The organism is Undibacterium sp. GrIS 1.8 (assembly GCF_040544445.1).
GTDB lineage: Bacteria > Pseudomonadota > Gammaproteobacteria > Burkholderiales > Burkholderiaceae_D > Undibacterium.
Map to the genome: position 1 here is coordinate 1 of NZ_JBEONQ010000056.1, position 24,177 is coordinate 24,177.

Consider the following 24,177-nt stretch of genomic DNA (forward strand, 5'->3'; position numbering starts at 1 on the left):
GCAACTTTCGACTGGCTGGTCAAAAGGCAGAATGCTATCGCATCTGACCCTTTGACTTTTTATTCAATGTTGCTCTTCGTACTTGAATCCGCCGCGATTTTATTAAAAATCAAGGGGAGTATATGAATTTTAATGTTAATCGCTGAATGCTAATCGTAATACCTTGATCGTACCAAACCCATTACAAACACGCGCAGTGCTGGATCTTTAATCAGAACGGAGCACTATGTTAGAAGCTACGCTAGCAGCGGATGAAGAGCAGCGCCTTGCGGATCTACACTCGTTAGAAGTATTAGACACGCCTGCAGAAGAGCGGTTTGATCGTATTACCCGAATAACTCAGTGTCATTTTGATGCGCCGATTGTGCTGATTTCTCTGGTCGATTATCAGCGGCAATGGTTTAAGTCGTCGCAAGGATTGGCCGAGACCGAGACCCCACGCAATATCTCTTTTTGCGGGCATGCTATTTTGCAAGAGTCAGTTTTTGTCGTCGAAAACGCCTTGCTAGATCCGCGCTTTGCCGATAATCCTTTAGTCACTGGCGAGCCGCATATCCGTTTTTATGCGGGCATGCCAATTAGAGGGCCGGGTGGGCATAAGATTGGGACACTCTGTATGATTGATCGCCAGGCACGTCAACTTGGTACTAGCGATAAGCAGATGTTGAAAGACTTAGCCGCAATGGTGGAGTCGGAGATGAACGCGCTGGATCTAGCCCAGCTAAAACGACAACAAGATCATGAGTTCAGCTTATTGCAGTCGGTGATGGACAGCATGAGTTCTACCTTGTCGGTGCGTGATATCCATGGGCGCTATTTATTCGTCAATAAAGAGTATGAGCTGGTTCATCAGCGTTTAGGCAAAGATTTAATCGGTAAGACTGTGTTTGATTTATTCCCGACTGATGCGGCCAAGATTAGCCACAACGCAGATCGTAAAGTGATTGAATCGGGTAGTGTTCTGGAGTCGCAATCCGTCGTCGTACAAGAAGATGGCGAGCATATTTATCAGATAATCCGCACCCCTTTGTACCGCAGCAGCGGCGAGATTTATGGCGTCTGCGTGATTGGCATTGATATCAGTCAACGTCTGGCGTCTGAGCAAAAAATGAGGGTAGGTGAAGACCTTTTATTGTCGGTGATGAATAGCACCAGTTCTCTGATTGCGGTACGTGATCTGAATAGTCGTTACCTGTTTGTGAACCGGAAATACGAAGAGCTGATCAAAATGTCTGGCATCGATATTTTGGGAAAAACGATGGAAGATATTTATCCTTCTGAATTCGCAAAAAAAGCGCGGGAAGAAGATTTGTTGGTGTTCCAGAGTGCAGAGTCGCTGGCGATAGATAGTATTTTTCCTTCCTCCGATGGCGATGTCCATTTTCATTCTGTACGCTCACCTTTGCTTGATCGTGACGGCAAAATATACGGCTTGTGTATAGTCGCATCCGACATCACACAGGCCCGGCGCAATGAGCAAGCATTAATAGAAAATCAAAGCTTATTAGAGTCACTGAATCTGCGTTTAAGCAATGCCAGTGCCTTGCATAATGCGATTTTGGATGTGGCTAACTTCTCGATTATTGCCACCGACACAGAAGGTACTATTCAGATGTTTAGTGCCGGTGCGGAGAAAATATTAGGCTATTCCGCAGACGAGGTGGTTGGTATTCATAGCCCGGCAATCTTCCATGACATGAATGAGATCATCGCCAAAGCGGCGCAGTCCAGCCTGGAATTAAATCAAACAATCGCCCCAGGCTTTGAGGCATTTGCAGCGAAGGTCAGACAAGGTGGTTACGACCACCAAGAGTGGACGTATATCCGCAAAGATGGATCTCGTTTGCCTGTCATGTTATCGCTTGCAGCGCTTTTTGGTGACCAAAATAGTGACGCCAACATCAACCCAAACATCAACCCAAACATTACCTCAAACGTCAACTCAAACCAAAACCTCAGCCTAAGTAAGCATCAAAATAAACAAGATACGATCGTTGGTTTTTTAGGCATTGCCTACGATCTGTCTGAGCAAAAACGGATGGACAAAATGAAGAACGAATTCATTTCCACCGTATCGCATGAGTTACGAACACCGCTGACTTCTATTCGTGGTTCGCTTGGCTTGCTGTCCTCTGGCAAATTGATGGAAATATCGCCACGTGCACATGACTTGTTTGAGATTGCTAAAAATAATTGCGAGCGACTGGTAAGGCTGATCAACGATATTCTTGATATTGCTAAAATGGAATCAGCAAGTATGACATTTGATCTGCGCCCGCATGTCATGCAAGAACTGGTCGCCAACGCCATTGCAGCAACCCAGGCCTATGCCGAGTTGTATCAGGTAAAGTTAGAGTTGCAGTCTGAGCAGGCGCCCATGACGGTGCTGGTTGATGCCGACAGACTATTGCAAGTGATGATTAATTTGTTATCTAATGCCTGTAAATTCTCTCCTAAAGGTGGCGTCGTAACGATACGCTTGCAGGCGTTATTGGCGGATTCTGTCAACCCAACTATCCCAGCCAATCCAGCGAGCTTGAGGTTATCGGTAATAGATAACGGCAAAGGCGTACCAGAGGCATTTAAGGGACATATTTTTGAAAAGTTTGCCCAGGCAGATTCGTCAGATACCAGGCAAAAAGGCGGTACAGGTTTGGGCTTAAGTATTTGTAAAACGATCATCGGAGCTCACCAGGGACGGATTGATTTTTATAGCAAGCCGAATGAGCCAACCGAGTTTTTCTTTGAATTACCTGTTATTCAATAAATTGTGCCTAGCCTTAGTTAGGCTTAACCAGTTGCATCTAGTCATATTCAGTTGCAATAAGTTGTATTAAGTTGCCTTGAGTTACATTCAGGCGTTTCAGCAGCGCAACTCTTGAGCAATTTTTATAATACTTCTGGTAAGCTTGGATTAAATGGAATTACTATTTTTAGCCTTGCGCCGCTATGGATGAAAAGCTACATACGCAGTAGGATTTTTAGTCAGGACTTTAATTTCATAGTGGTAACGATTTTTTCGCTATAAAAAGCAAAAGGAATTGCGATGAGTGAAAAACCTCTGAATAAAATACTGTACGTCGAGGACGACCAGGACATCCAAACGGTAGCCCAAATCGCGCTGGAAGTTGTCGGTGGCTTTAGCCTGATTACTTGCAGCTCCGGCAGCGCAGCGTTGCAGGCGATAGAGACCGGCACCGTTCCAGACTTGCTGTTGCTTGATGTGATGATGCCAAGTATGGATGGACCTACCACATTGGCCGAGTTACGTAAGCTTGCTTCTACCTCCCAGACACCGGTTATTTTTATGACGGCCAAAGTGCAATCGGTAGAGCTTGATTACTATAAATCTTTAGGCGCTATCGGCGTCATTGCCAAACCTTTTGATCCTATGGAATTATCGGAGCAAGTGCGCGCTCTGTGGAATAACTCAAACAGTGGGAGCAAAGGAAATTAAATGACAGAAAAAAATGACAGTCTCCAGGAAAAACTGCGAGCACTAGAAAATCTGTTTTTAGAAAAATTGCCTTTGAAGATGCAAGAGATGGAGGAAGCACTCGCCCATTTTTTAGCAAAGCCGGAGGATAAAGAGGCACTGACCATATTACATCGGCTACTGCACACCATGGCGGGGTCGGCCGGTACATTCGGCTTTGCCGAAATGGGTTTGCAGGCACGTGAGTTTGAGATACGGCTTAAACCGCTGTTTGCTGAAGAAATCTGGTCGCTGGCAGATCTGGATACCTATGCCGCCGAGCTAAGAGAATATTTTGTCACTGCTTTACTCAACGCCAAAAGCAAAGGTGCTACGGTACAAGCCGTTGATTATCTGGAAAAAAACAGCGACAAAGATGCCTCTCGCCTGATTTATCTGGTCGATGACGATAATGAAATTACCCAATCCATCTTGGTTCAGTTAGAGCAATTTGGTTACGAGGTGGTACTCATAGACCAGCTAAAATCGCTGGCGGTATCCATCGCTACCAGACGACCCGACATCGTCGTCATCGAACTTGGCTCAGAAGACGGAAAAACCGCTGGTGCAGAAGAGATCGCCCGCATCAAGCGTCTTGGCCGTTTAAGTATTCCTACCATCTTTGTATCTCAATCCAGTAGTTTTGAAAACCGCCTGCAAGCCGTGCGTGCCGGTGGCGATGGTTACTTCACCAAGCCCGTCGATATCGTCGCCCTGAGCGAAAGAATCGATGCTTTGGTCGGACGCGAAGAGCCCAAAGGCTACCGCGTACTGATTATTGATGATGATGTCGTCACTGCTGAGTATTACAGCGCAGTTTTGCGCAATGCCGGGATGAGCGTGCGCTTGCTTAACGACCCTAGCCAGATTTTGGGCGTAATGACGGATTTCAGGCCAGAGCTATTGTTGCTGGATGTATACATGCCACTTTGCAGCGGTGTGGAATTATCCAAAATGATACGGCAAGATAATTCTTATCTGGATATTCCTATCGTTTTTCTGTCCAGCGAAAACGACATGGGTAAACAATTAGATGCGGTACAGGCAGGTGCGGATGATTTCCTCACTAAGCCGATTACGCCAGAATTTTTAGTCTCCGCTTTATCTAGCCGGGCAGAGCGGTATCGCCTGTTACGCGCTCTGATTATGCGTGACGGTTTGACGGGTTTGTACAACCATACTGCCATCAAAGAAGAACTGGGCGCAGAGATTTCCATCGCCAGCCGTAACCGCGCACCACTGGCTTTAGCGATGATCGATCTGGATAATTTTAAACACGTCAACGACACCTACGGCCACCCGGTAGGCGATCAGGTGCTGCGTACTTTGTCGCGTCTATTGCGGCAGCGCTTGCGCCGTAGCGACATTGTCGGGCGGTATGGTGGTGAAGAGTTCGTCATCATTTTCCCTGGCACCAGCGCGATCGTCGCCCGTCGGGTATTGGATCAAATCAGGATTGCTTTTGGCAAAATTGACCAGCATGCAGAGCAGGGCGATTTCGCGGTTACGTTCTCAGCAGGTGTGGCTGATCTGGAATTAACCACGGATGCTGATGAGTTATTTGATGTGGTTGATGCGGCGTTGTATCGGGCTAAGCAGGGTGGGCGGAATCAGATTGAGTTGGCAAAAGTTTGATTTTTTGACGTAGTCTGAGGGTATCTGGTATTAGGCAGTCATGCCTACACCGTTCATTTGAGATTGCAGGCCGGTGGTAGACCGGCGGCTACTCACTTTTCTTGCTTCGCCAAGAAAAGTAAGCAAAAGAAGGCGACCGCGAAGTCGCTGCCCCTTCGGGGTTCCCGTTTGTAGAAGACAAAAATGGGAAAAGTTCGAAACTCGCTTCGCTCAGACAACGAACCTTTCTTATCCATTTTTGCCTTCTACAAACGGCAGCGCCAAAGCGGAACTTCAAGTCAAAATCAAATTCAAATTCAAATTCAAATTCAATTCCCTCGTTGTCCGCAATCTAAAGCCTTTCAAGCTTCCCTCTCCTGCATGCGGGAGAGGGATCGAGGGTGAGGGTGCTTGTAATGCCGCGCTCCGCGATAGCTACTTAAAATGTAATCCTCTGTTGAAGTAATTTCATAAATTCCTTTAGATTTACCTTTGGAAATTCCTTTTAGCATCGTCCAATAAAAATGCGGCTTACCAAGCATTTTCCTTTGGTAAGCCGCATTTTTATTGGACGATGTAATCTGATATTTTTAAAATATCAGATACAACTATTCTCTACCAACTCAACCCACACTAAATATCCCACTTGGTTTGAGCTTGGATTCCAGCGCCTTACCTTTGCGAGCACGTTTGTTGATGTGGATACTCAAGGCCGACGCGCTTAAGACTACTTCTTGCGGTTTGGCTGCGCGCCCTATGCCGGCAACGCGGACACCTTTTTGGCTAATGGCTTGTGCTGCCAATAGTTTTTCTTTGGGTTCTAACTCCATCAAAATCACGCCTCTGCCGCCGCTGGCGAGTTGCTTGATTTCTGCCAGGCCGAATACCAGCAAGCGGCCTTTTTCTGATAAACAGGCAATCGCGCTGGCGTCTTCTGCTACCAGGGTTGGTTGCAATGGTTCATCGCCATCATCCAGCGTCATAAAGGCTTTACCTGCCTTCATGCGGCCAACCATGTCACTGGCTTTGGCGGTGAAGCCATAGCCGGCGCTGGAAGCTAGTAGCAGAGTTGAATCGGCTGTGCCCGCAAAGTAGTGCAAGATTTTTGTGCCGCTGGCCAGATCAATCAACGTAGTGATCGGCACACCATCACCGCGTGCGCCGGGCAGCGCTGCAACTGGGACGGAATAAACCCGCCCATTGGAGCCAAACACCAGCAACTGATCGATGGTCCGGCATTCAAAGGTGTTGTACAGACTGTCGCCTGCTTTAAACGCGAATTGCGCATTATCGTGACCATGACCTGTGCGTGCGCGCACCCAACCTTTTTCTGAGATGACGACGGTGACGGGTTCGTCAATCACTTTTTGTTCTGCGGAAGCGCGCGCGGCTTCTTCGATCAAGGTGCGGCGTGCGTCACCAAATTGTTTGGTATCGGCCTCTATTTCTTTGATGATGCATTTCTTCATCGAGGCTGGATTGTCTAGCAGGTCTTGCAGACTGGTTTTTTCATTACGCAGCTCGGCTAGTTCTTGCTGGATTTTGATGGCTTCTAATCGTGCCAGCTGACGCAGACGGATTTCTAAAATATCCTCGGCCTGACGGTCGGATAATTTAAATGCGTTCATCAAGGCTGGTTTAGGCTCATCCGATTCGCGGATGATCTTGATGACCTTGTCAATATTCAACAGAACGGCTTCACGGCCTTCCAGAATATGGATGCGGTCATCGACTTTTTTCAGTTTGAACTGAGTGCGGCGGGTGACTGTCGCAAAGCGGAAAGTGATCCACTCTTTGAGAATATCGAGCAAGCCTTTTTGACGCGGACGTCCGTCGCCGCCGATCATCACCAGATTGATCGAGGTCGAGGTTTCCAGCGAGGTATGCGCCAGCAACATCTGCATAAACTCCGCCTGATCCTGATTTTTGGATTTCGGCTCGAGCACCAGACGTACGGCAGCCTCCCGACCGGATTCGTCACGCACCGCATCTAGCATGGACAATACGACTTGCTTGAGCGAGGCTTGCTCTGGTGTGAGAGTTTTTTTGCCTAACTTGATTTTTGGATTGGTGATTTCTTCGATTTCTTCCAGAATTTTTTGGGAAGAAACACCGTGCGGCAATTCGGTAATCACCGCTTGCCATTGACCACGAGCCATTTCTTCAATCTTCCAGCAAGCGCGTACCTTCATGCTGCCGCGACCGGCTGCGTAGATATCGGCAATCGCAGCGGCGGGGGTAATGATTTGACCGCCACTAGGAAAATCCGGACCCGGAATCATGCTCATTAATTCAGCATGTTGCATAGCCGGGTTGCGGATCAGCGCTACGGCGGCTTTGGCGACTTCGGTCAGATTGTGTGAAGGAATCTCCGTCGCCATACCAACGGCGATACCGGATGCACCATTTAACAAGACGAACGGAAGGCGACCTGGCAGCAAGCTTGGCTCTTCAAATGAACCATCGTAGTTGGGCTGGAAGTCGACTGTGCCGAGGTTGATCTCATCCATCAACAAGCGCGAGATCGGCGTTAAGCGTGCCTCGGTATATCGCATCGCTGCTGCACCATCGCCATCGCGTGAGCCGAAGTTACCCTGACCATCGATCAGAGGATAGCGTAGCGAAAAATCCTGTGCCATTCGTACCATCGCGTCGTACACGGACTGATCGCCATGGGGATGCAGCTTACCTAACACGTCACCGACTACGGTCGCGGACTTACGTGGTTTGGCGCTGGAGTTCAGACCCAGCTCATTCATCGAAAACAAGATGCGGCGCTGTACCGGTTTTTGACCATCGCACACATCCGGCAAGGCGCGGCCTTTGACGACGGAGATCGCATAGTCAAGATAGGCGCGTTCGGCAAAGCTGGCCAGCGTGAGGGTTTCTCCGCCATCGCCACCGCCTTTGTCGTCATCAGGTGCCTGATCAAATAAATTCGCTTGTTCGCTCATTGTGCTTAAATTCGTCGATTAAATTATAAAAATAGGGGGAGTATCAGCCAATTTAGTGCTTAATGTCCAATGATTATATGGACAATAAAATATACTTATAGGTAGTATATTTTTATGTGTCAGACGGAAATCTAAATGTCTGCTTCTACTTCGTTACCATGTTCTTCCAACCAAGCGCGACGGGCAGCAGCTTCGCCTTTGCCCATCAGCATATTGAAACGGGCTTCGGAGAAGGCTTGATCGAACTCACCCAAAGCCACTGGCAACAGGCGACGCGTATCCGGGTTCATCGTGGTTTCCCACAATTGTTCGGCATTCATCTCACCCAGACCTTTGAAGCGCGAAATCGCCCAGGCACCGTCTTTAACACCGTCTTTGCGCAACTTGTCTTCAATCGCGATCAGTTCACCTGCATCCAGTGCATACATTTTTTGAATCGGCTTTTTACCACGTGCTGGTGCATCCACCCGGAACAGAGGCGGGCGTGCAATGCAGACGTGACCTTGTGCAATCAATTTTGGGAAGTGTTTGAAAAACAGGGTCAGCAATAACACCTGAATATGCGAACCATCAACGTCCGCATCCGACAGAATACAAATCTTGCCGTAACGCAGATTAGTTAAATCGGGATTGTCGTTGACGCCATGCGGATCAACTCCGATTGCGACGGCGATGTCGTGGATCTCATTGTTCGCAAACAAACGATCACGTTCGGATTCCCATGAGTTAAGAACCTTACCGCGCAGAGGCAAAATTGCCTGGAATTCTTTATCACGCCCCATCTTGGCAGAGCCACCAGCAGAGTCACCTTCGACCAAAAACAGTTCGTTACGGGCGATGTCACTCGATTCGCAGTCGGTCAGTTTGCCTGGCAAGACTGCAACGCCTGAGGATTTTTTCTTCTCCACTTTTTGCGCGGAACGCAAGCGCGACTGGGCTTGCTTGATGACCAGTTCTGCGAGTTTTTTGCCATAATCAACATGCGAGTTCAGCCACAATTCCAGCGGTGGTTTGGTGAAAGAGGATACCAGTCGGACTGCATCGCGGGAGTTGAGCCGTTCTTTAATCTGGCCCTGGAATTGCGGATCAAGCACTTTGGTGGACAACACAAAAGAGACGCGAGCAAACACATCTTCAGGCAACAGCTTCACGCCTTTTGGTAGCAGCGAATGCATTTCGGCAAAGCTCTTGACTGCACCAAACAAGCCTTCACGCAAACCAGATTCATGCGTGCCGCCTGCCGGTGTTGGGATCAGATTGACATAGGATTCGCGCACGACCGCGCCTTCTTCTGTCCAAGCGACCACCCAGGCCGCGCCTTCACCTTCTGCAAAGCCGTCGCTCTCGCCACTGGCGTATTGTTCGCCCTCAAACAGCGGTATCAATGGCTCGCCATGGGATGATTGCGCCAAGGCCTCGGTTAAATAGCCACGCAATCCTTGATCGTATTGCCAGGTTTGAGTGTCGCCAGTTTTGGTATTGATCAACGTCACTTTGACGCCTGGCAACAAGACTGCTTTAGATCGCAACAGTCTGGTTAATTCAGTCGCAGAAATCGTCGGCGAATCAAAATACTTTACGTCTGGCCAGATCGACACTCTGGTGCCGTTTTTCTTCTCGCCACGTGCCAGTGCTTGCGACGTCAAAGGTTCGATTACGTCGCCGTTGGCAAAGGTGAGCTTATGCACACCTGCTTCACGCCAGACCGTAATTTCCAGTCGTGTCGATAATGCATTAGTAACTGAGACACCAACCCCATGCAGACCGCCAGAAAACGCATACGCGCCGCCCGAGCCTTTATCGAATTTGCCGCCAGCGTGTAAGCGCGTGAAGACGATTTCTACGGTAGGGACGTGTTCTTCCGGATGCATACCAACTGGAATGCCACGCCCATCGTCTTCCACCGTTACGCTGTTATCTGCATTGAGGGTGACAACAATATTTTTACAGTGACCGCCCAAGGCTTCATCCGAGGCATTGTCGATCACCTCTTGAATAATATGCAGTGGATTTTCAGTGCGGGTGTACATGCCCGGTCTTTGTTTGACCGGTTCCAGTCCTTTAAGGACACGGATGGATGATTCGCTGTAGTCGGATGGTGTGGTATTTTTTTTAGTGGCCATGCAATAAATACGTGTTGGTTGTCGCTGATGTTGGAAATTAGGTACTAATTAGGTACCATGTAGACAAATTATTCCACAAAATTTTTGTTTGCTAGCAAGGTTTGCCTGTATTCTGGCAATCATTTTAAATAGGCTTGGTAGAAAGTCATCAGAGCAATAAAATCGCTAGCAGATAGTAATGCGATCATAGCTGAGGTTAGCTTAACTTAGCTCAGGGACTTTTTTGCTGCGATCTTATCTTCAGTTTTTTTGCAATTTTTTTACAATTTCTTTGCAAGTAATTTGCGACTATTGTAGCTGTTATGTGTTGATGGATAAACGATGTCAGAAAAAAACCCAACAATCGCAATCCGACTGATTGGATTTACTCCTAAAGAAAACGACACGTTTTCTACCGTTCTTGCGGTGATGCGCGAGAAGGGCTATCGCTATCTATGCTTAAGAGATGGCAGCCTGCAAGACCCCGACCTTTTTATTGTCAATGCCGAAGATATGAAAGCATTGGCAACACTGTCTGATATCAACCCTGGCCATGCGCAACCCGTTTTATTAATTGGTAAAACTAAGGTGAGTTTGCCTTACGCAGTTATGCCGCGTCCGATTCGCTGGCGTAAATTGTTTGATGTGCTTGATGAGTTAGTGGATGAGCGCCAGTTGTTGTTGACGACTTTAAGTGCTTATGGCGAGGTGGCGATACCCGAACGTCGTCGTCGTGAACGTTTAGATTTTGATTTGACCGACCCGTCGGTATATCAAAAAATGCGCAACTCCGCGACCCCACGGGGCGGCATTTTGATTATTGATAAGGACATGCGTTTCAGAGATTATGTCGCGGCAATTATGGAGCGGTATAACATTCCTGTGGGTATGAGTAATGATGCGGAGACAGCTTTAAGCTTGGATGCGCAATATCAATATGGATTGACCATGATTAATACATCGACGCCGGATATTGATCCGTATGGTTTATGTCGGTCACTCAAAGGTCAAAATGAACACCGCAAAACGAATGTCATGTTTTTGATCGATAAGACGTTTGTGTATAACCAGGAGTTTGCGCAAAGTGTGAGTTGCGATGGGTTTTTAAATAAGCCTTTGTCGCGCAAACTGGTTTTATCAACGATACAGAAATTTTTACAACTCACTTAAGCTTACCAGTATTGGTTGACCTACTAGTTTCGGTGAGCTTCGGTGATTTTGCGTATCGTTTCGGAAGTTTCGTCCTTCCCATCTTGTGCTAATTCGTTATTTATTCACTTATTTACTCAATAAGCGCATGCCGCGCTCCAGTCCCTCGATGGTGACTGGGAACATGCGATTGTTCATAATTTGCTTAATGATGGATACCGATTGACGGTATTGCCACAATCCCTCTGGTTCTGGATTGAGCCAGATGAACTTCGGAAAAGCTGAAGTAAACCGCTGTAGCCACGCTGCTCCCGCTTCTTCATTGTTATATTCGACTGAACCACCAGCCTGTAAAATTTCATACGGGCTCATGGTGGCGTCGCCAACAAAAATCACTTTGGTGTCTGGCGTATATTTACGTAAGACATCCCATGTAGGAAATTTTTCTGCATGACGACGACGATTGTTTTTCCATAAATGATCATAGACGCAGTTATGGAAATAAAAGAATTCCATATTTTTAAATTCTGTTTTTGCGGCTGAAAATAACTCTTCAGTCCTGGCAATGTGGTCGTCCATCGTGCCACCGACATCCAGCAACATCAAAACCTTGATATTGTTTTTGCGCTCCGGCTGCATTTTGATATCGAGGTAGCCTGCATTATTGGCAGTCGCTTTAATCGTCGCGTCCAGCGCCAACTCATCTTCTGCTCCGTGACGGGCAAATTTGCGCAAACGACGTAGCGCGATTTTGATATTACGTGTGCCGAGTTCGCGCTCATCATCGTAATCGCGGAAGGCGCGCGCTTCCCATACTTTGACCGCAGTGCGGTTGCCGCCTTTGCCGCCGATGCGTATGCCTTCTGGATTTTGTCCGCCATTACCAAACGGTGATGTGCCGCCAGTACCTATCCATTTATTGCCGCCTTCGTGGCGTTCTTTTTGTTCTTTGAGTAATTCTTGCAAGCGATCCATCAGCTTGTCGTAGCCAAATTTTTCTAGCGCTGCTTTTTGCTCATCCGTTAGTTCGCGCTCCATGCGCTTGGCTAACCATTCCAGAGGAATTTCAGGATTCTTTTCAAAAATCGTTTCTATTCCTTTAAAGTAAAGACCGAAGGCTTTGTCGAACTTGTCGTAGTGCGCTTCGTCTTTAACCATAATCGTGCGGGACAGAAAATAAAAATCATCCATCGACATGCTAATCAATCCTTTGTCCAGCGCTTCGAGCAGCGTCAGAAATTCCTTGATTGAGACAGGAATTTTTGCATCTTTAAGAGTGTAGAAAAAATCAATCAGCACGGCTGGCTCCTGCAAATCTTGGTTTAGTTTTACTGCAATCGGCGTATTAATTAAATTAGTTAACTACCGCCCTGATATTTTTCATGCATGTACTGCAAATTCTGTTTTACGCCAGCCCATTCGTTTTGCAGGATGCTATACACCACCGTGTCGCGAACCCGTCCATCTGGCAAAATCGTGTGGTTACGTAATACGCCGTCTCGTTTCGCCCCTAGGCGTTCAATTGCTGTTTGCGAGCGACGGTTAAACCAGTCTGTACGAAACTCAACGGCGATACACTCAAATATGTCAAACGCATGTGACAGCAAGAGCAATTTGCATTCGGTATTGATCGCGCTTCTTTGTACTCGCATGGCGTACCAGGTGTAACCGATTTCTAAGCGTTTATTATTATGATCGATATTGCAGTAACGTGTAGAGCCGACGATCTGGCCAGTCCGTTTTTCCCTGATCACAAAAGGAATTGCCTTTTTTTGATCTTGCATTTCTAACGCAAGATCAAGCCAGTTTTGCGTGTTTTCTGGGCTAGGTACTGAGGTGAAAAATAGCTTCCATAATTCACCGTCAGCCGCTGCCGCCTGAATCTCAGCAAAATGTTCTTGATGCAATGGTTCTAAGCTAACATGGCGACCTTGAAGTGTGATGGGCGTGCATTGCATAAGAAGTCCTTCAAATAAATAAGTGAGCTTAGGTGCTTAGTGTGTCAATATTTTGTGATGATTCCCAGATACAGAACGACACTTTGGGGATGAATACAACAATTCTTTCATTGTTTGTTATTGTTTCTATTAACTATCAGCAAAAATGCAGGGAATTCAGATCAATCCAGTGAGATGCTTGCCAACTTTTGAAAAAACAGTTACACTGCAAAGCTGTACAGAATTATGCGGCGTGGAAATTTGTGAGTTCACTTTGAACCCGTCGCTCTCGACCACGTTTAGGAAATCTCATGGCAAATACCGCACAAGCACGCAAGCGCGCTCGTCAAGCAGTAAAACAAAACGCACACAACTCCAGCCTGCGCTCGACGCTGCGCACAGCAATTAAAGCTGTTCGTAAAGCAATTGAAGCAGGTGATAAAGCTGTTGCAACTACAATCTTCCAAACTTCCGTTTCGACGATTGATCGCATTGCTGATAAAAAAATCATTCACAAAAACAAAGCAGCTCGTCATAAAAGCCGTTTAGCTTCCGCTTTGAAGGCTTTGTCTGCTTAATATTTAAGCGATAATTTGTTTGTTGGTATTGTCTTTGATAATACTAACGAATTGATTGTAAAGTCAGTAGTGAATAAAAAACCGCAATAAATTATTGCGGTTTTTTTGCGTCTTTAAAATTTCATTCTTTAGCTACGATTTCCAAGATTTCCTGATTTGATGCGCGCCAGCCATTCTGCACTGACTTCTTGCCATGAGCCTGGCATTAGTGCGTGACTTTCTAGTGTAAAATTGGCAATTCCACTGCGTATTAATCTTAAAGTTGGCAGACCAACTGCGGCTGTCATGCGCCGAACTTGCCGATTTTTCCCTTCCGTTAAGCTAATGCTAAGCCAGCTCGTAGGCTTATCCTCCCTATGTCGTATTGGAGGGGTGCGATCCCACAGCCAGTCTGGTTCATAAATATGTTTAACTTGACATGGCTTGGTGACAAAATCGCCTAAGTCCAGGGGATTTCTTAACCTCGCTAATGATTCTGGTGTCGGCTGACCTTCGACCTGAACCAAGTAAGTTTTTGCTTGTTTTAAATCTGGATGGCTAATCGAATGTTGTAACTTCCCGTTATCGGTCAGCAATACAAGCCCCTCGCTATCTGCGTCAAGGCGTCCAGCAGGGTAGACATTAGGTACATCGACGTAATCGGCTAATGTCTGGCGCGTTGGATGCGCCGAGAACTGGCACATCACGTCGTAAGGTTTATTGAGTAATATCAGTTTCATGGCGCTATGATAATCTGCGTATGCCTAGTATTGCAAAGTGATGGCATCTAGTAAAATACTAGTGCATAATACGAAATGGTAGTCTTGTGTCTTATATAAGAGTACATTCAGAGTATATTCGGAGTAAATTTAGAATAAATTTATTTGCATTTTTATATTTGTATTTACTTGAATATGTATATTCGGCCAACAAGGCTTGTTACGAGCGAAGCGCGATCCGCTTAATCGCCTCAATCTACGGAGAAAAAGATGTATCAACATATTAAAGTTCCTGCCGAAGGTAAGCAAATTACCGTCAATGCTGATTTCTCGTTAAACGTTCCAGATAATCCAATTATTCCGTTCATTGAAGGTGATGGCACTGGTGTTGATATCAGCCCTGTCATGATCAAAGTGGTGGATGCTGCTGTAGCTAAAGCTTACGGCGGCAAGCGCAAGATTAGCTGGATGGAAATCTACGCTGGTGAAAAATCGACAAAAGTATACGGTCCTGATGTCTGGTTGCCAGAAGAAACCCTAAAAGTCTTGAAAGACTATGTCGTTTCTATCAAAGGCCCATTGACTACACCAGTTGGCGGCGGTATCCGGTCTCTGAACGTGGCGCTGCGTCAAGAGTTAGATTTATATGTCTGCTTGCGCCCGGTTCGCTATTTCAAAGGCGTGCCATCCCCAGTGCGTGAGCCAGAAAAAACTGACATGGTGATCTTCCGCGAAAACTCGGAAGATATCTATGCGGGTATTGAATTCCAGGAAGGCTCTGATCAAGTTAAAAAACTGATCAAGTTTTTGCAAGACGAAATGGGCGTTAAAAAAATCCGTTTCCCAGATACCTCAGGTATTGGCGTTAAACCAGTATCCCGTCAAGGTACTGAGCGTTTGGTACGTAAAGCGATCCAGTACGCGATCGACAACGACAAGCCATCCGTAACGATCGTTCACAAAGGCAACATCATGAAGTACACCGAAGGTGGCTTCCGTGATTGGGCTTATGCTTTGGCTCAAAAAGAATTCGGCGCAGAATTGATCGATGGTGGTCCATGGTGCAAGTTCAAGAATCCAAAAACGGGTAAAGATATTATCGTCAAGGATTCCATCGCTGATGCGTTCTTGCAGCAAATCTTGTTGCGTCCGGCGGAGTACAGTGTGATCGCAACATTGAATCTGAACGGCGATTACATCTCTGATGCATTAGCTGCACAAGTTGGTGGTATCGGCATTGCTCCAGGCGCTAATTTATCTGACTCTATCGCGATGTTTGAAGCTACTCACGGTACAGCGCCTAAGTATGCCGGTAAAGACTATGTGAACCCAGGTTCATTGATCTTGTCCGCAGAAATGATGTTGCGTCACATGGGTTGGGCTGAAGCGGCGGATCTGTTGATCAGCGCGACAGAAAAAGCGATCACTGTGAAGAAGGTTACTTACGATTTCGCACGTTTGATGGAAGGTGCAACACAAGTATCTTGCTCCGGCTTTGGCGATGTAATGATCGAAAATATGTAAAACTCATCCAGTGCTTTGTTGCACTAGATCGTTCTATGTAGCAAGCCCTTGATTTTCCTCGTGAGAATCAAGGGCTTTTATTTTGTACTGTCGATGATCTTAAAATTCTATTTATGGTCAAGATAGCTGATATTTATCTCATTAAAGCTAGACCATTAATCACGAAAATTATAGATACTCCTAATTAGTATATTTATTTGCCCATAGAATCATTGGACGATAAGCGATATTATATAAAAATAGGGGGGAGTATATCAAATCGATATTTTTTCAATCACCAAAAGAACAGTCCACCTTGCCGGTGCGTCAATCATGTGTTGAGGCTCGAATAGATATCAGAAGTCAGACCAGATATGGTGCGTTGGTAGCTACGTGTACCAAAAATATCGTCGTTTGATGCAGGGAGTTGAAGTGCTTGAGAGGGCAGTGCTTACTAGCTCAGAGTAATGCTGGGAGCGTTACCGCTTCTCCCAGCATAATCAAAATAAAATATCAGTTTTCTATTTAAAAAGATGCGCCATACATCCAATCAATTATGCAGTATGACGCAATTTTCTATTAGAAATTACCCTTGAACTGGACACCAAAGATGCGCGGTTCGTTGATAAAGCCAGTCAAGTTATTGAAGTCAATACCGCCGGTTACACGTACTGTGTTGGTGATGTTGCGGGAATAAGCGGCCACTTCATATTTGCCATCTTTCCAGCTATATCCAACGCGTAAGCCGCCTTCGACCAATGGTTTGCCAGTGAATTCTTTGGCTTCATAAAGGAAGAAATTGATTTTGCTGCGATAAGACCAGTCGGTATAGAAAAACAACTCACTATCGTCACTCATCGGGATGCCATAGCGCAGTGTTGCATTAGCAATCCATTTTGGTGCTTGTGGCAAAGGATTTCCGTTAATCAAGACACGATTGGCTGAATTGATTGGATCGGTAATCGTACACGCAGCACATTTAGCGACGACTAGATTTGGATCTTGAATTTCTGTAAAGTTGTAGCTACCCCCCAGAGTTGCACGCAATCTATCTGTCAGCAAGGCTTCAAAATCAACTTCTACACCATGACCCACTGTTTTGGCTGCGTTCAGCAACATGGTGGTATTTGATTGCCCACCGACTGCAGTCAACTGTTGATTTTTGATATCAAAATCATAGATGCTGGCATTAACTCGCGCGCGGCGGTTAAATAGATCTACCTTGATACCAACTTCGGCAGATAAGATGGTTTCTGCGTTGGCAACGGTGATTGGTACTGTCGTCGACGGTGCTGCAATACTCGGTGCTCTAAAGCCAGTGGCGATACGGGTATATAGATTGATATCTTTATTCAATGCATAGGTTGCACTTGCATCCCAGCTTACTTTAGAAGCAGATTCTTGCACTGCGCTAGGTCCTATTGAACCTACTACATTGGCATTGAAATATTTTTTATCTTCGGTGTAGCGTAAGCCGCCACGTAATTTGATCTGGTCTGTCAAATCGTAATTGAGTGAGCCAAACATCGCCCATGCATCATTTTCCTGGCGGCTATTAACGGCGCTAGTTTGAGCACCAGTCGTACTGTTATAGCCGTTACTGAAACCGGTTGTACCTTCATTAAAGTAGTACAAACCTGCTTGCCAGTTCAGAGGGCCGGTATTCTTAGATTCTGCGCGGAACTCCTGCGTGAGTTGGCGATGATTGCGGATGCCGCCACCAGTCTCTGATTGGAAAGGAATGAAACCAGGTCCAGTTGGATTACCACCGTCAATGTCGCCACGGCTGAAATAGCTGCTAATAGCTTCATAACCAGTGATGGAGAACAGTTTGATGCCGTCCAGATTCCAGGTTAAACGTGCACTCGCGCCGTTGGTGCGCAAAGTTTGGTAGTTTTTGCCGTTTGTAGCAATCTTGTCTGGATCAAAACCATCGACCAGATCGTTGCTACCTTTTTTGATGATATTGGCGCGGAATAAGCGGGCACTGCCATCAGTATCGCGGGCATGAATATTGAACAGCGCATTGAAGGTCGTGTTAGGGGCATACAAAAACTGCAGACGTTCTGCGTTCTCGTTATAACCTTCCAGAGATTTCTTTTGACCAGTGAATGTGTTATCCACAAAATTATCACGATGTTGACCTAACATCGAAAAACGCATTGCCCATTCTTTGTTGATTGGCGCATTGACGGCGCCTTCAACGTTGACCGTGTTGTAGGTAGCTTCAGATACGCTGTAGTAGCCTTCGGTGCGGTTGAGGATTGGTTTGGCTGAGTCAAACTTAACTACACCGGCTGGTGTGTTACGTCCAAACAAAGTACCTTGTGGTCCGCGCAACACTTCAACGCCAGCCAGATCAAAAATCGGGAAGCCTTTTAAGTCAGCATTTTCTTGCACGATATCGTCGTAAATCAAAGAAACTGGCTGGGAAGCGAATGTACTGAAATCGGTATTACCATAACCACGGATATAAAAACGTGGGAAAGTGCGGCCATTAGATGACTCAATATTCAAACTTGGCACTTTAGCTGCCAACAAGCGAATATCGCCGCCACCAGATGTCAGAACGTCCAATTTTTCTCCACGCAATTGCGAGATGGAGCTTGGAACATCTTTCATATTTTCTTGGCGACGCTCGGCAGTTACGGTAACAATTTCTAATTGTCCCGGTGCCTTCACTGGGTCTGCTGGCACCGCTGTTTGTGCCATTGCACAACCAAACGGCAACGCGGCTAGCGTCAACATCATTCCGCGCGTTCGGTTTAACCGACGCAAAGTTTTCGATTTCTTGCTCATTTCCCAACCCTCACTTTTTTATAAGTAAAAAAACTTTTTACTCGTTTTGCGCTTTTTATTGTGCAATCACAAGTTAATTTTATATATGCAAATAGCATGCCAGAATTGAGGAGGAAAATAAATGAAAACTAAAAAATGTATACAAGTTAGTTGTATTTTTATTCGTTAAACTATATTTGGCTTGCTAAATTTTCTTCACTGAAATCTAAAATTTTATCGATTAATGCAGCCAGATAATTAGAGGCCGCATCAATTTAGACCAAATAAGGCTTACTTATTGTTTGATTTTGGTGCAAGGAGAAAATATTCTTGAAGAAGAATGATTTTGTGGAAAAAGCAATTGTATACAATTGTTCAAAGATCTCTCTGGATGTTGATAAGTGTTTGATTAGGACTAAATAAATATAAGACGTACCAGAAAGTGATCTAAGTGGTTTCAATTTTTAAGTGATCATTTAGCGAACCATCAGTTGATTTCCAATATTTCGGCCAAGTTAATTTCTAGCTCCTCATCTTTGAGTTGTAGAGCATTCTCTATATCTAACAAATGCTGATCCATTAACTGGCATGCCAGCGTCACGTCACCTGCGGCAATCGCATCAATCAAACGACTATGTTCATCATTAGGGCAGGTATTCGTCTCTGGCGATTGGTATAGCGCAATGATCAGCGAACAGCGAGAAACCAGTTCTTGCAAAAAACGGATCAGCACGGTGTTACCGGCGACTTCCGCTAGCAAGACGTGAAAATCGCCTCCAAGACGTATCCATTTTGGATAGTCTTGTGTGTGATAAGCATGATGTTCGTCGATAATTAATTGTCTTAACCTGGCTATTTGCAAAGGCGTCGCACGGTTAATCGCCAGGGGCACAATCGCTGCCTCTATTGCTCTGCGAGCGGCGAAGATGTCGCGAGTTTCCTGATGAGTTGGCTGCGCCACGATGGCGCCCCGGTTGGGTCGCATCTCGAGAATATGGTCATGGGCTAATCGTTGCAGCGCTTTTCTTACCACCGTTCTACTGACAGAAAAAAGTTCACAAAGACTGGTTTCAGTCATCTTTGTACCAGGCGGCAGGCGCTGACTCATGACGGCTTTTAGTACAGAGTTATAGATTTTTTCGTCAGTTGGTATAGCACCGCGCTTTACCGTTACTTTTACCGGGCGCAGCAGTTCAGTTGATTTCAGGCTCATACGTTTCTTCTTGATGAACAGCGATCGAACGCAGACTGTACTTTATTCTTTTACGATTGTGAACCTTTGCTAAGCAATCTACGCAACTTGAACATACACATTTCTTGTTTCAGTTTGTTGCACTTCTTACAGTGTTCAAACCGGATCGGGTCAACGATCCCATGCCAGCCCGCGTTTTTACGAGTACTACCCCCTCAACATGAAAAGAGAAAAATCATGAAAAAAAATCGCCTCGCTACATCCACATTATTCACCGCAATCCTCGCTGTTGGCATGCTTGGTCTATACAGCAGCCCAAGTTTTGCCGATACTGCAACCAACGTACAGCGCGATAAAAAAGCCGAATATCATGATCGTGCTGATGTACATCGCGACAAGACCGATTTAACGCATGATCGCCATGATGTTGCCCGCGACAAAAAAGATCTTAATGCAGCGGAAGCCAACGGTAATCAAGCGGCAATCCAACGTGATCAAACTGCATTGAAATTAGACAGCAGACAAGTGGGTCGTGAAAAAGCGCATCTGAATGCCGACCGCAGCAATCTGTCAAAAGACAAACAAGACGCTGCTAACGGTGTCTATAACTCGGCACGCCAGGCTGGCCATGCAGAGAAAGATATCAACCGTGATCAAACCGCCGTCGTACATGATCGCCATGATTTAAATCGTGATCGTAAGGATTTAGTGGCGGATCAAGCTGCCGGCAATACCGCTGGTGTTGCACGTGATCAGCAAGCTGTGAAATATGATGGAAAAACACTGAACCGTGATAAGTCTGAGCGTAAGCATGATGAGAATGCGCTGAATCAAAACTAAGCTGCATGCTGAATTAGTGTGATGGTCAATGTTCTAAAAAATATGTCCCGCTTTAAACAGAGCGGGACATATTCATTTGTAAGAACGTGTTTGGAATAAAGCGGAGCATCTGTTTCATTCCAACATAAAACTATGTCGTAACTCTAATTACGACAAAATAAATTATGGCTTCACAATATAGATATTCGATTTAGGACAAGTGCTGGCAACATTACCATCCAGGACTAAAGACGAGCCGCTAGGGAATTGTGCCAACTGGTCTTTATTGATCGAAATCCACGCTTCAGTAAAATAATTTTTACCGCCACTTGTAACGCATTTCAGTGACACTGCCGTGTGTGTATTGCTACCGAAAGCATTATCAAACGCCGTTAACATTTGTGCACGAGTGACATATTGACCCAAATGCGTTTGTATAAAACTGTTAAAGCTTGTGCTGTTTAAACCTTGTACTAATTGCTCTGCCGCGCCCCAAAATGCATCTGGTGTCGCCATGCCAGAGCAAGATCCATGTTTGTAATACTCATGCTTATCCAGACATTCTGCAACGCCCGGCATATACGGCGTCAGTTTTTTAAAGCCTGCTGCGGTGACACCATAAGCATCCATTTGGCACCATGTACTGGACTTATCTAAATTAATTTCTTTCTGCGATACTCCACAATAAAACGGTTGCGTCCCGGTGTAGTCATTAGGCCATAAACCGTGCAGAGAGAAGTTACTTGCCGCATAGCTGCCTTTTAAATTGGTACATTCAGAATTGCCGCTACTGGTTGCGCAAAATCCTGGTTCCCACTGTGCTGCCAACAAAAAATAGTCGTACGTCTGCGCTTGCGCCGCTGTATTGACGGCAACGACGGCAATCAAGCTCACTACAGTTTTAATGAAAAGCTTCAACATGTGATTCTCCTAAAACGAATGTTAGGGGGGAGGGGAAACTTATTCTTAAGAAATGAGCTTAAGAATAAGCGCTAACAAAAATATCACAGTATTGACAAAAAAATACTGCGAAGGCAGCAAATATAAAGTGCTGCTATGACAGCGCGATGACATTACTGTAACCATATTTTGACCACAATATAAAGTCGAGCGGCTTAGCAAATTTCTGGAGTAGGTGAGGTTCCCCTGGAATTTAGTCTGCCAAGGGTAACGTAAAATTAACGTTACTTTTGAACGACAAGAAATGAAGAAGATACCTAAGCAGGCTTACACGACGGAGTTCAAGGAGTTAGCCGTCAAGCGCGTGACCGATAGTGCGTCAATTACAGCAGTAGTCCAAGAGTTGGGTCTTGGCGACCAGACACTGCGCAACTGGATCAAAGCTGCTGCATAAGGCAAGCTTAAAGGCGCTGGTAACAAGGTGGTGACTCAAGAGGCGATGGAACTGTCCCGATTACCTGCCGAGGTTGCGCGACTCAAACGGGAGAATGAAATCCAAAAAAAAGCGACGGCGTACTTCGCGAGAGATGTTCTGTGAAGTTCGCCTGGATGAATAGGAATAGCAGCGCCTATGCACTGGCTGAAATGTGTATGGTTTCTTGAAGTGAGTCTGAGCGGTTACCGTGCATGTAAACGTGGTGGCACGCCCGACCGACCGGAAGCGGCTGACCGAAGTGCAGATGCTGGCTGTCATAGAAGCCATTCATGTTGAACTCAAGGGCGCTTACGGCAGCCCGCGTATGCTGCGTGAGTTGAGACAGCGAGGCTTTAAAGCTAGCAAGGAGCGCACTGAGCGACTCATGCGTGAGAATGACATCAGGGCACGGCATAAGCGGCGCTACAAGATCACCTCGGACTCGAAGTATGCGCTGCCGGTGGCGGAGAATCTGCTGGATCGAAATTTTATGCCGACCGCACCCAACCAGGCCTGGACGTCAGACATGACGTATCTGTGGACTGACGAGGGCTGGCTGTATCTGGAAATTGTGCTCGATCTGTTCAACCGTGAAGTGATTGGCTGGTCACTCAGGTAGCGCATGACAACCGATATTGTGATGGATGCATTGACGATGGCGCGGGTTCGCCACCGCCCTGAAGCGGGTGTTATGCATCATTCCGATCGCGGCAGCCAAGGCGGATCCAACCGGTCGTTGCAACACCTTTAATCGAAGAGGTGTTTCATGGGTCGAAGTATGGAACGAGTGCAAAAGATAACGTGGCGAGAGGCGATGCGTTCGCCGGGTTCGCCGTCGCTCCGGGGTGAGATTGAGCGTCTGTTTTGGAAACAGATCGCCTCAGGGATCACGAGCGAGAAAGCGGCAGAGGCAGTTGAAGTATCATCGGTAGTTGGTTCACGCTGGTTCTGCTATCGTGGCGGTATGCCACTTTTTATGTCGAACCCGATGTCGGGGAAATACTTGTCGTTCGCGGAACGAGAAGAAATTGGATTGCTCTCGGTACAAGGAATCGGCGTGCGCGAGATTGCTCGTCGTGTTACATGTAGTCCATCAACGGTCTCGCGGGAGCTCAAGCGCAATGCTGCCACTCGTTGTGGGCACCTCGAATATCGGGCGTCGGTCGCGCAGTGGAAGGCTGAGCGTGTGGCCAAAAGGCCAAAGCCAGCAAAGCTAACGACTAACCCGCAACTGCGTCATTATGTGCAAGATCGTTTGGAAGGCAAGGTTCATGACATCAATGGCCGTGAGATTATCGGTCCTTGTCAGGCGCCGTTCAAGGGACGCGGCAAACCACACCGCGGAGACCGCAAATGGGTTAGTGGCTTGTCGCCTGAACAAATAGCTAACCGGCTAAAGATCGACTTCCCGGATCATGAATCTATGCGTATTTCTCACGAAACCATTTACCAAGCTCTCTACATTCAAGGACGCGGTGCTCTCAAGCGCGAGTTAGTAAGTTGCCTGCGCACCGGCAGAGCGTTACGCGTGCCGTACTTCCCTCTAAATTTTTGACATTATTAAATGTCTGCTGAATTAGGGGAAGTTCAACTGGCGCGCAAAAAGCAGCATATACATTGTCTAAAAATCGGTGACCAAGACTGGCGTAAGTTACTCATCGCGCCATGCAAACATGATCGGCTGGTCTACGCCGAGCATTTGCTCGGTCGCCTAGCCCAAGTGCTGGAGTATCTTTCGCCTTGTATCTACCGCTTGGCGATTTCAGAAGAAAAGCTGGTCAGACTGATTGACGACACGTACGCATTTCGGGGGCGTGAGAACGACTATCCAGGCGAGAGAAGGGTGAACAGTCGCTGGCAGAAATCTTAATCCCGCGTGTCCTAAAACACTTAATGTCACCGGGGTTCAAGCGCATTGATATCGTGCATGATGTGCCGGAAAAGGAACGTACCTGCCCATGCGGCACACCGATGGTGGTTATTGGTGAAGAAATCAGCGAACA

The 24,177-nt window shown here is 46.5% G+C and carries 16 protein-coding genes and 2 pseudogenes; 10 read left to right on the top strand and 8 right to left on the bottom strand.

From position 1 onward, the window contains the following. Nucleotides 1-226: 226 nt before the first annotated feature. The 3 genes from AAKU64_RS19300 (at nucleotide 227) to AAKU64_RS19310 (ending at nucleotide 5,110) form a co-directional block, all read left to right on the top strand. Entirely contained in the window at nucleotides 227-2,767 is a 2,541-nt protein-coding gene (locus AAKU64_RS19300; protein WP_354362716.1) for a PAS domain-containing protein, read from the top strand. Between the two features lie 279 nt (nucleotides 2,768-3,046). After that, a complete protein-coding gene (locus AAKU64_RS19305) occupies nucleotides 3,047-3,457 on the top strand; it encodes a response regulator (protein WP_354334833.1) in 411 nt (136 codons plus the stop codon). Further along, a complete protein-coding gene (locus tag AAKU64_RS19310) occupies nucleotides 3,458-5,110 on the top strand; it encodes a diguanylate cyclase (RefSeq protein WP_354362718.1) in 1,653 nt (550 codons plus the stop codon). Between the two features lie 602 nt (nucleotides 5,111-5,712). Here the strand turns inward: AAKU64_RS19310 and parC are convergent. Both parC and AAKU64_RS19320 read right to left on the bottom strand, forming a co-directional pair. After that, nucleotides 5,713-8,043: a DNA topoisomerase IV subunit A gene (gene parC / locus AAKU64_RS19315; RefSeq protein WP_354362719.1), complete on the bottom strand. Its 2,331-nt coding sequence runs from the start codon at nucleotides 8,041-8,043 to the stop codon at nucleotides 5,713-5,715. A gap of 131 nt (nucleotides 8,044-8,174) precedes the next feature. Continuing rightward, a complete protein-coding gene (locus AAKU64_RS19320; RefSeq protein WP_354334962.1) occupies nucleotides 8,175-10,166 on the bottom strand; it encodes a DNA topoisomerase IV subunit B in 1,992 nt (663 codons plus the stop codon). A 321-nt stretch (nucleotides 10,167-10,487) separates the two neighbouring features. Here AAKU64_RS19320 and AAKU64_RS19325 point away from each other — a divergent pair, with 321 nt between their 5' ends. Next, entirely contained in the window at nucleotides 10,488-11,315 is an 828-nt protein-coding gene (locus AAKU64_RS19325) for a PleD family two-component system response regulator (protein ID WP_354362721.1), read from the top strand. A gap of 108 nt (nucleotides 11,316-11,423) precedes the next feature. Here the strand turns inward: AAKU64_RS19325 and AAKU64_RS19330 are convergent, their stop codons facing one another. Then, nucleotides 11,424-12,593: a vWA domain-containing protein gene (locus AAKU64_RS19330; protein ID WP_354334966.1), complete on the bottom strand. Its 1,170-nt coding sequence runs from the start codon at nucleotides 12,591-12,593 to the stop codon at nucleotides 11,424-11,426. 59 nt (nucleotides 12,594-12,652) lie between these two features. Further along, complete coding sequence (locus tag AAKU64_RS19335; protein ID WP_354334968.1) at nucleotides 12,653-13,252, bottom strand: GNAT family N-acetyltransferase; 600 nt, start codon at nucleotides 13,250-13,252, stop codon at nucleotides 12,653-12,655. A gap of 290 nt (nucleotides 13,253-13,542) precedes the next feature. On the opposite strand from AAKU64_RS19335, the gene rpsT reads away from it, so the two are divergent. After that, on the top strand, nucleotides 13,543-13,809 hold the full coding sequence (rpsT, locus tag AAKU64_RS19340) for a 30S ribosomal protein S20 (protein ID WP_322118008.1): 267 nt from the start codon (nucleotides 13,543-13,545) through the stop codon (nucleotides 13,807-13,809). A gap of 128 nt (nucleotides 13,810-13,937) precedes the next feature. On the opposite strand, the gene AAKU64_RS19345 is transcribed toward rpsT, so the two are convergent. Continuing rightward, on the bottom strand, nucleotides 13,938-14,528 hold the full coding sequence (locus AAKU64_RS19345; protein WP_354334970.1) for a pseudouridine synthase: 591 nt from the start codon (nucleotides 14,526-14,528) through the stop codon (nucleotides 13,938-13,940). Between the two features lie 249 nt (nucleotides 14,529-14,777). On the opposite strand from AAKU64_RS19345, the gene icd reads away from it, so the two are divergent. Further along, a complete protein-coding gene (gene icd, locus AAKU64_RS19350) occupies nucleotides 14,778-16,031 on the top strand; it encodes an NADP-dependent isocitrate dehydrogenase (RefSeq protein WP_322118010.1) in 1,254 nt (417 codons plus the stop codon). Between the two features lie 558 nt (nucleotides 16,032-16,589). On the opposite strand, the gene AAKU64_RS19355 is transcribed toward icd, so the two are convergent. Together AAKU64_RS19355 and AAKU64_RS19360 are read right to left on the bottom strand one after the other, a co-directional pair. Then, complete coding sequence (locus tag AAKU64_RS19355) at nucleotides 16,590-18,809, bottom strand: TonB-dependent receptor (protein WP_354334972.1); 2,220 nt, start codon at nucleotides 18,807-18,809, stop codon at nucleotides 16,590-16,592. A gap of 466 nt (nucleotides 18,810-19,275) precedes the next feature. After that, the gene (locus AAKU64_RS19360) at nucleotides 19,276-20,001 is read right to left on the bottom strand and encodes a GntR family transcriptional regulator (RefSeq protein ID WP_354334974.1); all 726 of its coding nucleotides are present in this window, start codon (nucleotides 19,999-20,001) and stop codon (nucleotides 19,276-19,278) included. A 216-nt stretch (nucleotides 20,002-20,217) separates the two neighbouring features. Here AAKU64_RS19360 and AAKU64_RS19365 point away from each other — a divergent pair, with 216 nt between their 5' ends. Next, on the top strand, nucleotides 20,218-20,820 hold the full coding sequence (locus AAKU64_RS19365) for a hypothetical protein (protein WP_354334976.1): 603 nt from the start codon (nucleotides 20,218-20,220) through the stop codon (nucleotides 20,818-20,820). Nucleotides 20,821-20,982: 162 nt separating this feature from the next. On the opposite strand, the gene AAKU64_RS19370 is transcribed toward AAKU64_RS19365, so the two are convergent. Further along, the gene (locus AAKU64_RS19370) at nucleotides 20,983-21,720 is read right to left on the bottom strand and encodes a ribonuclease T2 family protein (RefSeq protein ID WP_354334978.1); all 738 of its coding nucleotides are present in this window, start codon (nucleotides 21,718-21,720) and stop codon (nucleotides 20,983-20,985) included. A gap of 283 nt (nucleotides 21,721-22,003) precedes the next feature. On the opposite strand from AAKU64_RS19370, the pseudogene AAKU64_RS19375 reads away from it, so the two are divergent. The 3 genes and pseudogenes from AAKU64_RS19375 to AAKU64_RS19385 all read left to right on the top strand — a co-directional run. Then, nucleotides 22,004-22,904: pseudogene (locus AAKU64_RS19375) on the top strand (IS3 family transposase); the annotation flags it as partial. A 57-nt stretch (nucleotides 22,905-22,961) separates the two neighbouring features. Beyond that, a pseudogene (locus tag AAKU64_RS19380) lies at nucleotides 22,962-23,708 on the top strand (transposase); the annotation flags it as partial. 30 nt (nucleotides 23,709-23,738) lie between these two features. Then, the gene (locus AAKU64_RS19385; protein WP_354334980.1) at nucleotides 23,739-24,044 is read left to right on the top strand and encodes a transposase; all 306 of its coding nucleotides are present in this window, start codon (nucleotides 23,739-23,741) and stop codon (nucleotides 24,042-24,044) included. Nucleotides 24,045-24,177: the final 133 nt, after the last annotated feature.

Excerpts from the sequence above, each read along its gene's own strand:
- AAKU64_RS19300 (WP_354362716.1), top strand. The coding sequence starts at position 227 with ATGTTAGAAGCTACGCTAGCAGCGGATGAAGAGCAGCGCCTTGCGGAT.
- AAKU64_RS19305 (WP_354334833.1), top strand. The coding sequence starts at position 3,047 with ATGAGTGAAAAACCTCTGAATAAAATACTGTACGTCGAGGACGACCAG.
- AAKU64_RS19310 (WP_354362718.1), top strand. The coding sequence starts at position 3,458 with ATGACAGAAAAAAATGACAGTCTCCAGGAAAAACTGCGAGCACTAGAA.
- parC (WP_354362719.1), bottom strand. The coding sequence starts at position 8,043 with ATGAGCGAACAAGCGAATTTATTTGATCAGGCACCTGATGACGACAAA.
- AAKU64_RS19320 (WP_354334962.1), bottom strand. The coding sequence starts at position 10,166 with ATGGCCACTAAAAAAAATACCACACCATCCGACTACAGCGAATCATCC.
- AAKU64_RS19325 (WP_354362721.1), top strand. The coding sequence starts at position 10,488 with ATGTCAGAAAAAAACCCAACAATCGCAATCCGACTGATTGGATTTACT.
- AAKU64_RS19335 (WP_354334968.1), bottom strand. The coding sequence starts at position 13,252 with ATGCAATGCACGCCCATCACACTTCAAGGTCGCCATGTTAGCTTAGAA.
- rpsT (WP_322118008.1), top strand. The coding sequence starts at position 13,543 with ATGGCAAATACCGCACAAGCACGCAAGCGCGCTCGTCAAGCAGTAAAA.
- AAKU64_RS19345 (WP_354334970.1), bottom strand. The coding sequence starts at position 14,528 with ATGAAACTGATATTACTCAATAAACCTTACGACGTGATGTGCCAGTTC.
- icd (WP_322118010.1), top strand. The coding sequence starts at position 14,778 with ATGTATCAACATATTAAAGTTCCTGCCGAAGGTAAGCAAATTACCGTC.
- AAKU64_RS19355 (WP_354334972.1), bottom strand. The coding sequence starts at position 18,809 with ATGAGCAAGAAATCGAAAACTTTGCGTCGGTTAAACCGAACGCGCGGA.
- AAKU64_RS19360 (WP_354334974.1), bottom strand. The coding sequence starts at position 20,001 with ATGAGCCTGAAATCAACTGAACTGCTGCGCCCGGTAAAAGTAACGGTA.
- AAKU64_RS19365 (WP_354334976.1), top strand. The coding sequence starts at position 20,218 with ATGAAAAAAAATCGCCTCGCTACATCCACATTATTCACCGCAATCCTC.
- AAKU64_RS19370 (WP_354334978.1), bottom strand. The coding sequence starts at position 21,720 with ATGTTGAAGCTTTTCATTAAAACTGTAGTGAGCTTGATTGCCGTCGTT.
- AAKU64_RS19385 (WP_354334980.1), top strand. The coding sequence starts at position 23,739 with ATGTCTGCTGAATTAGGGGAAGTTCAACTGGCGCGCAAAAAGCAGCAT.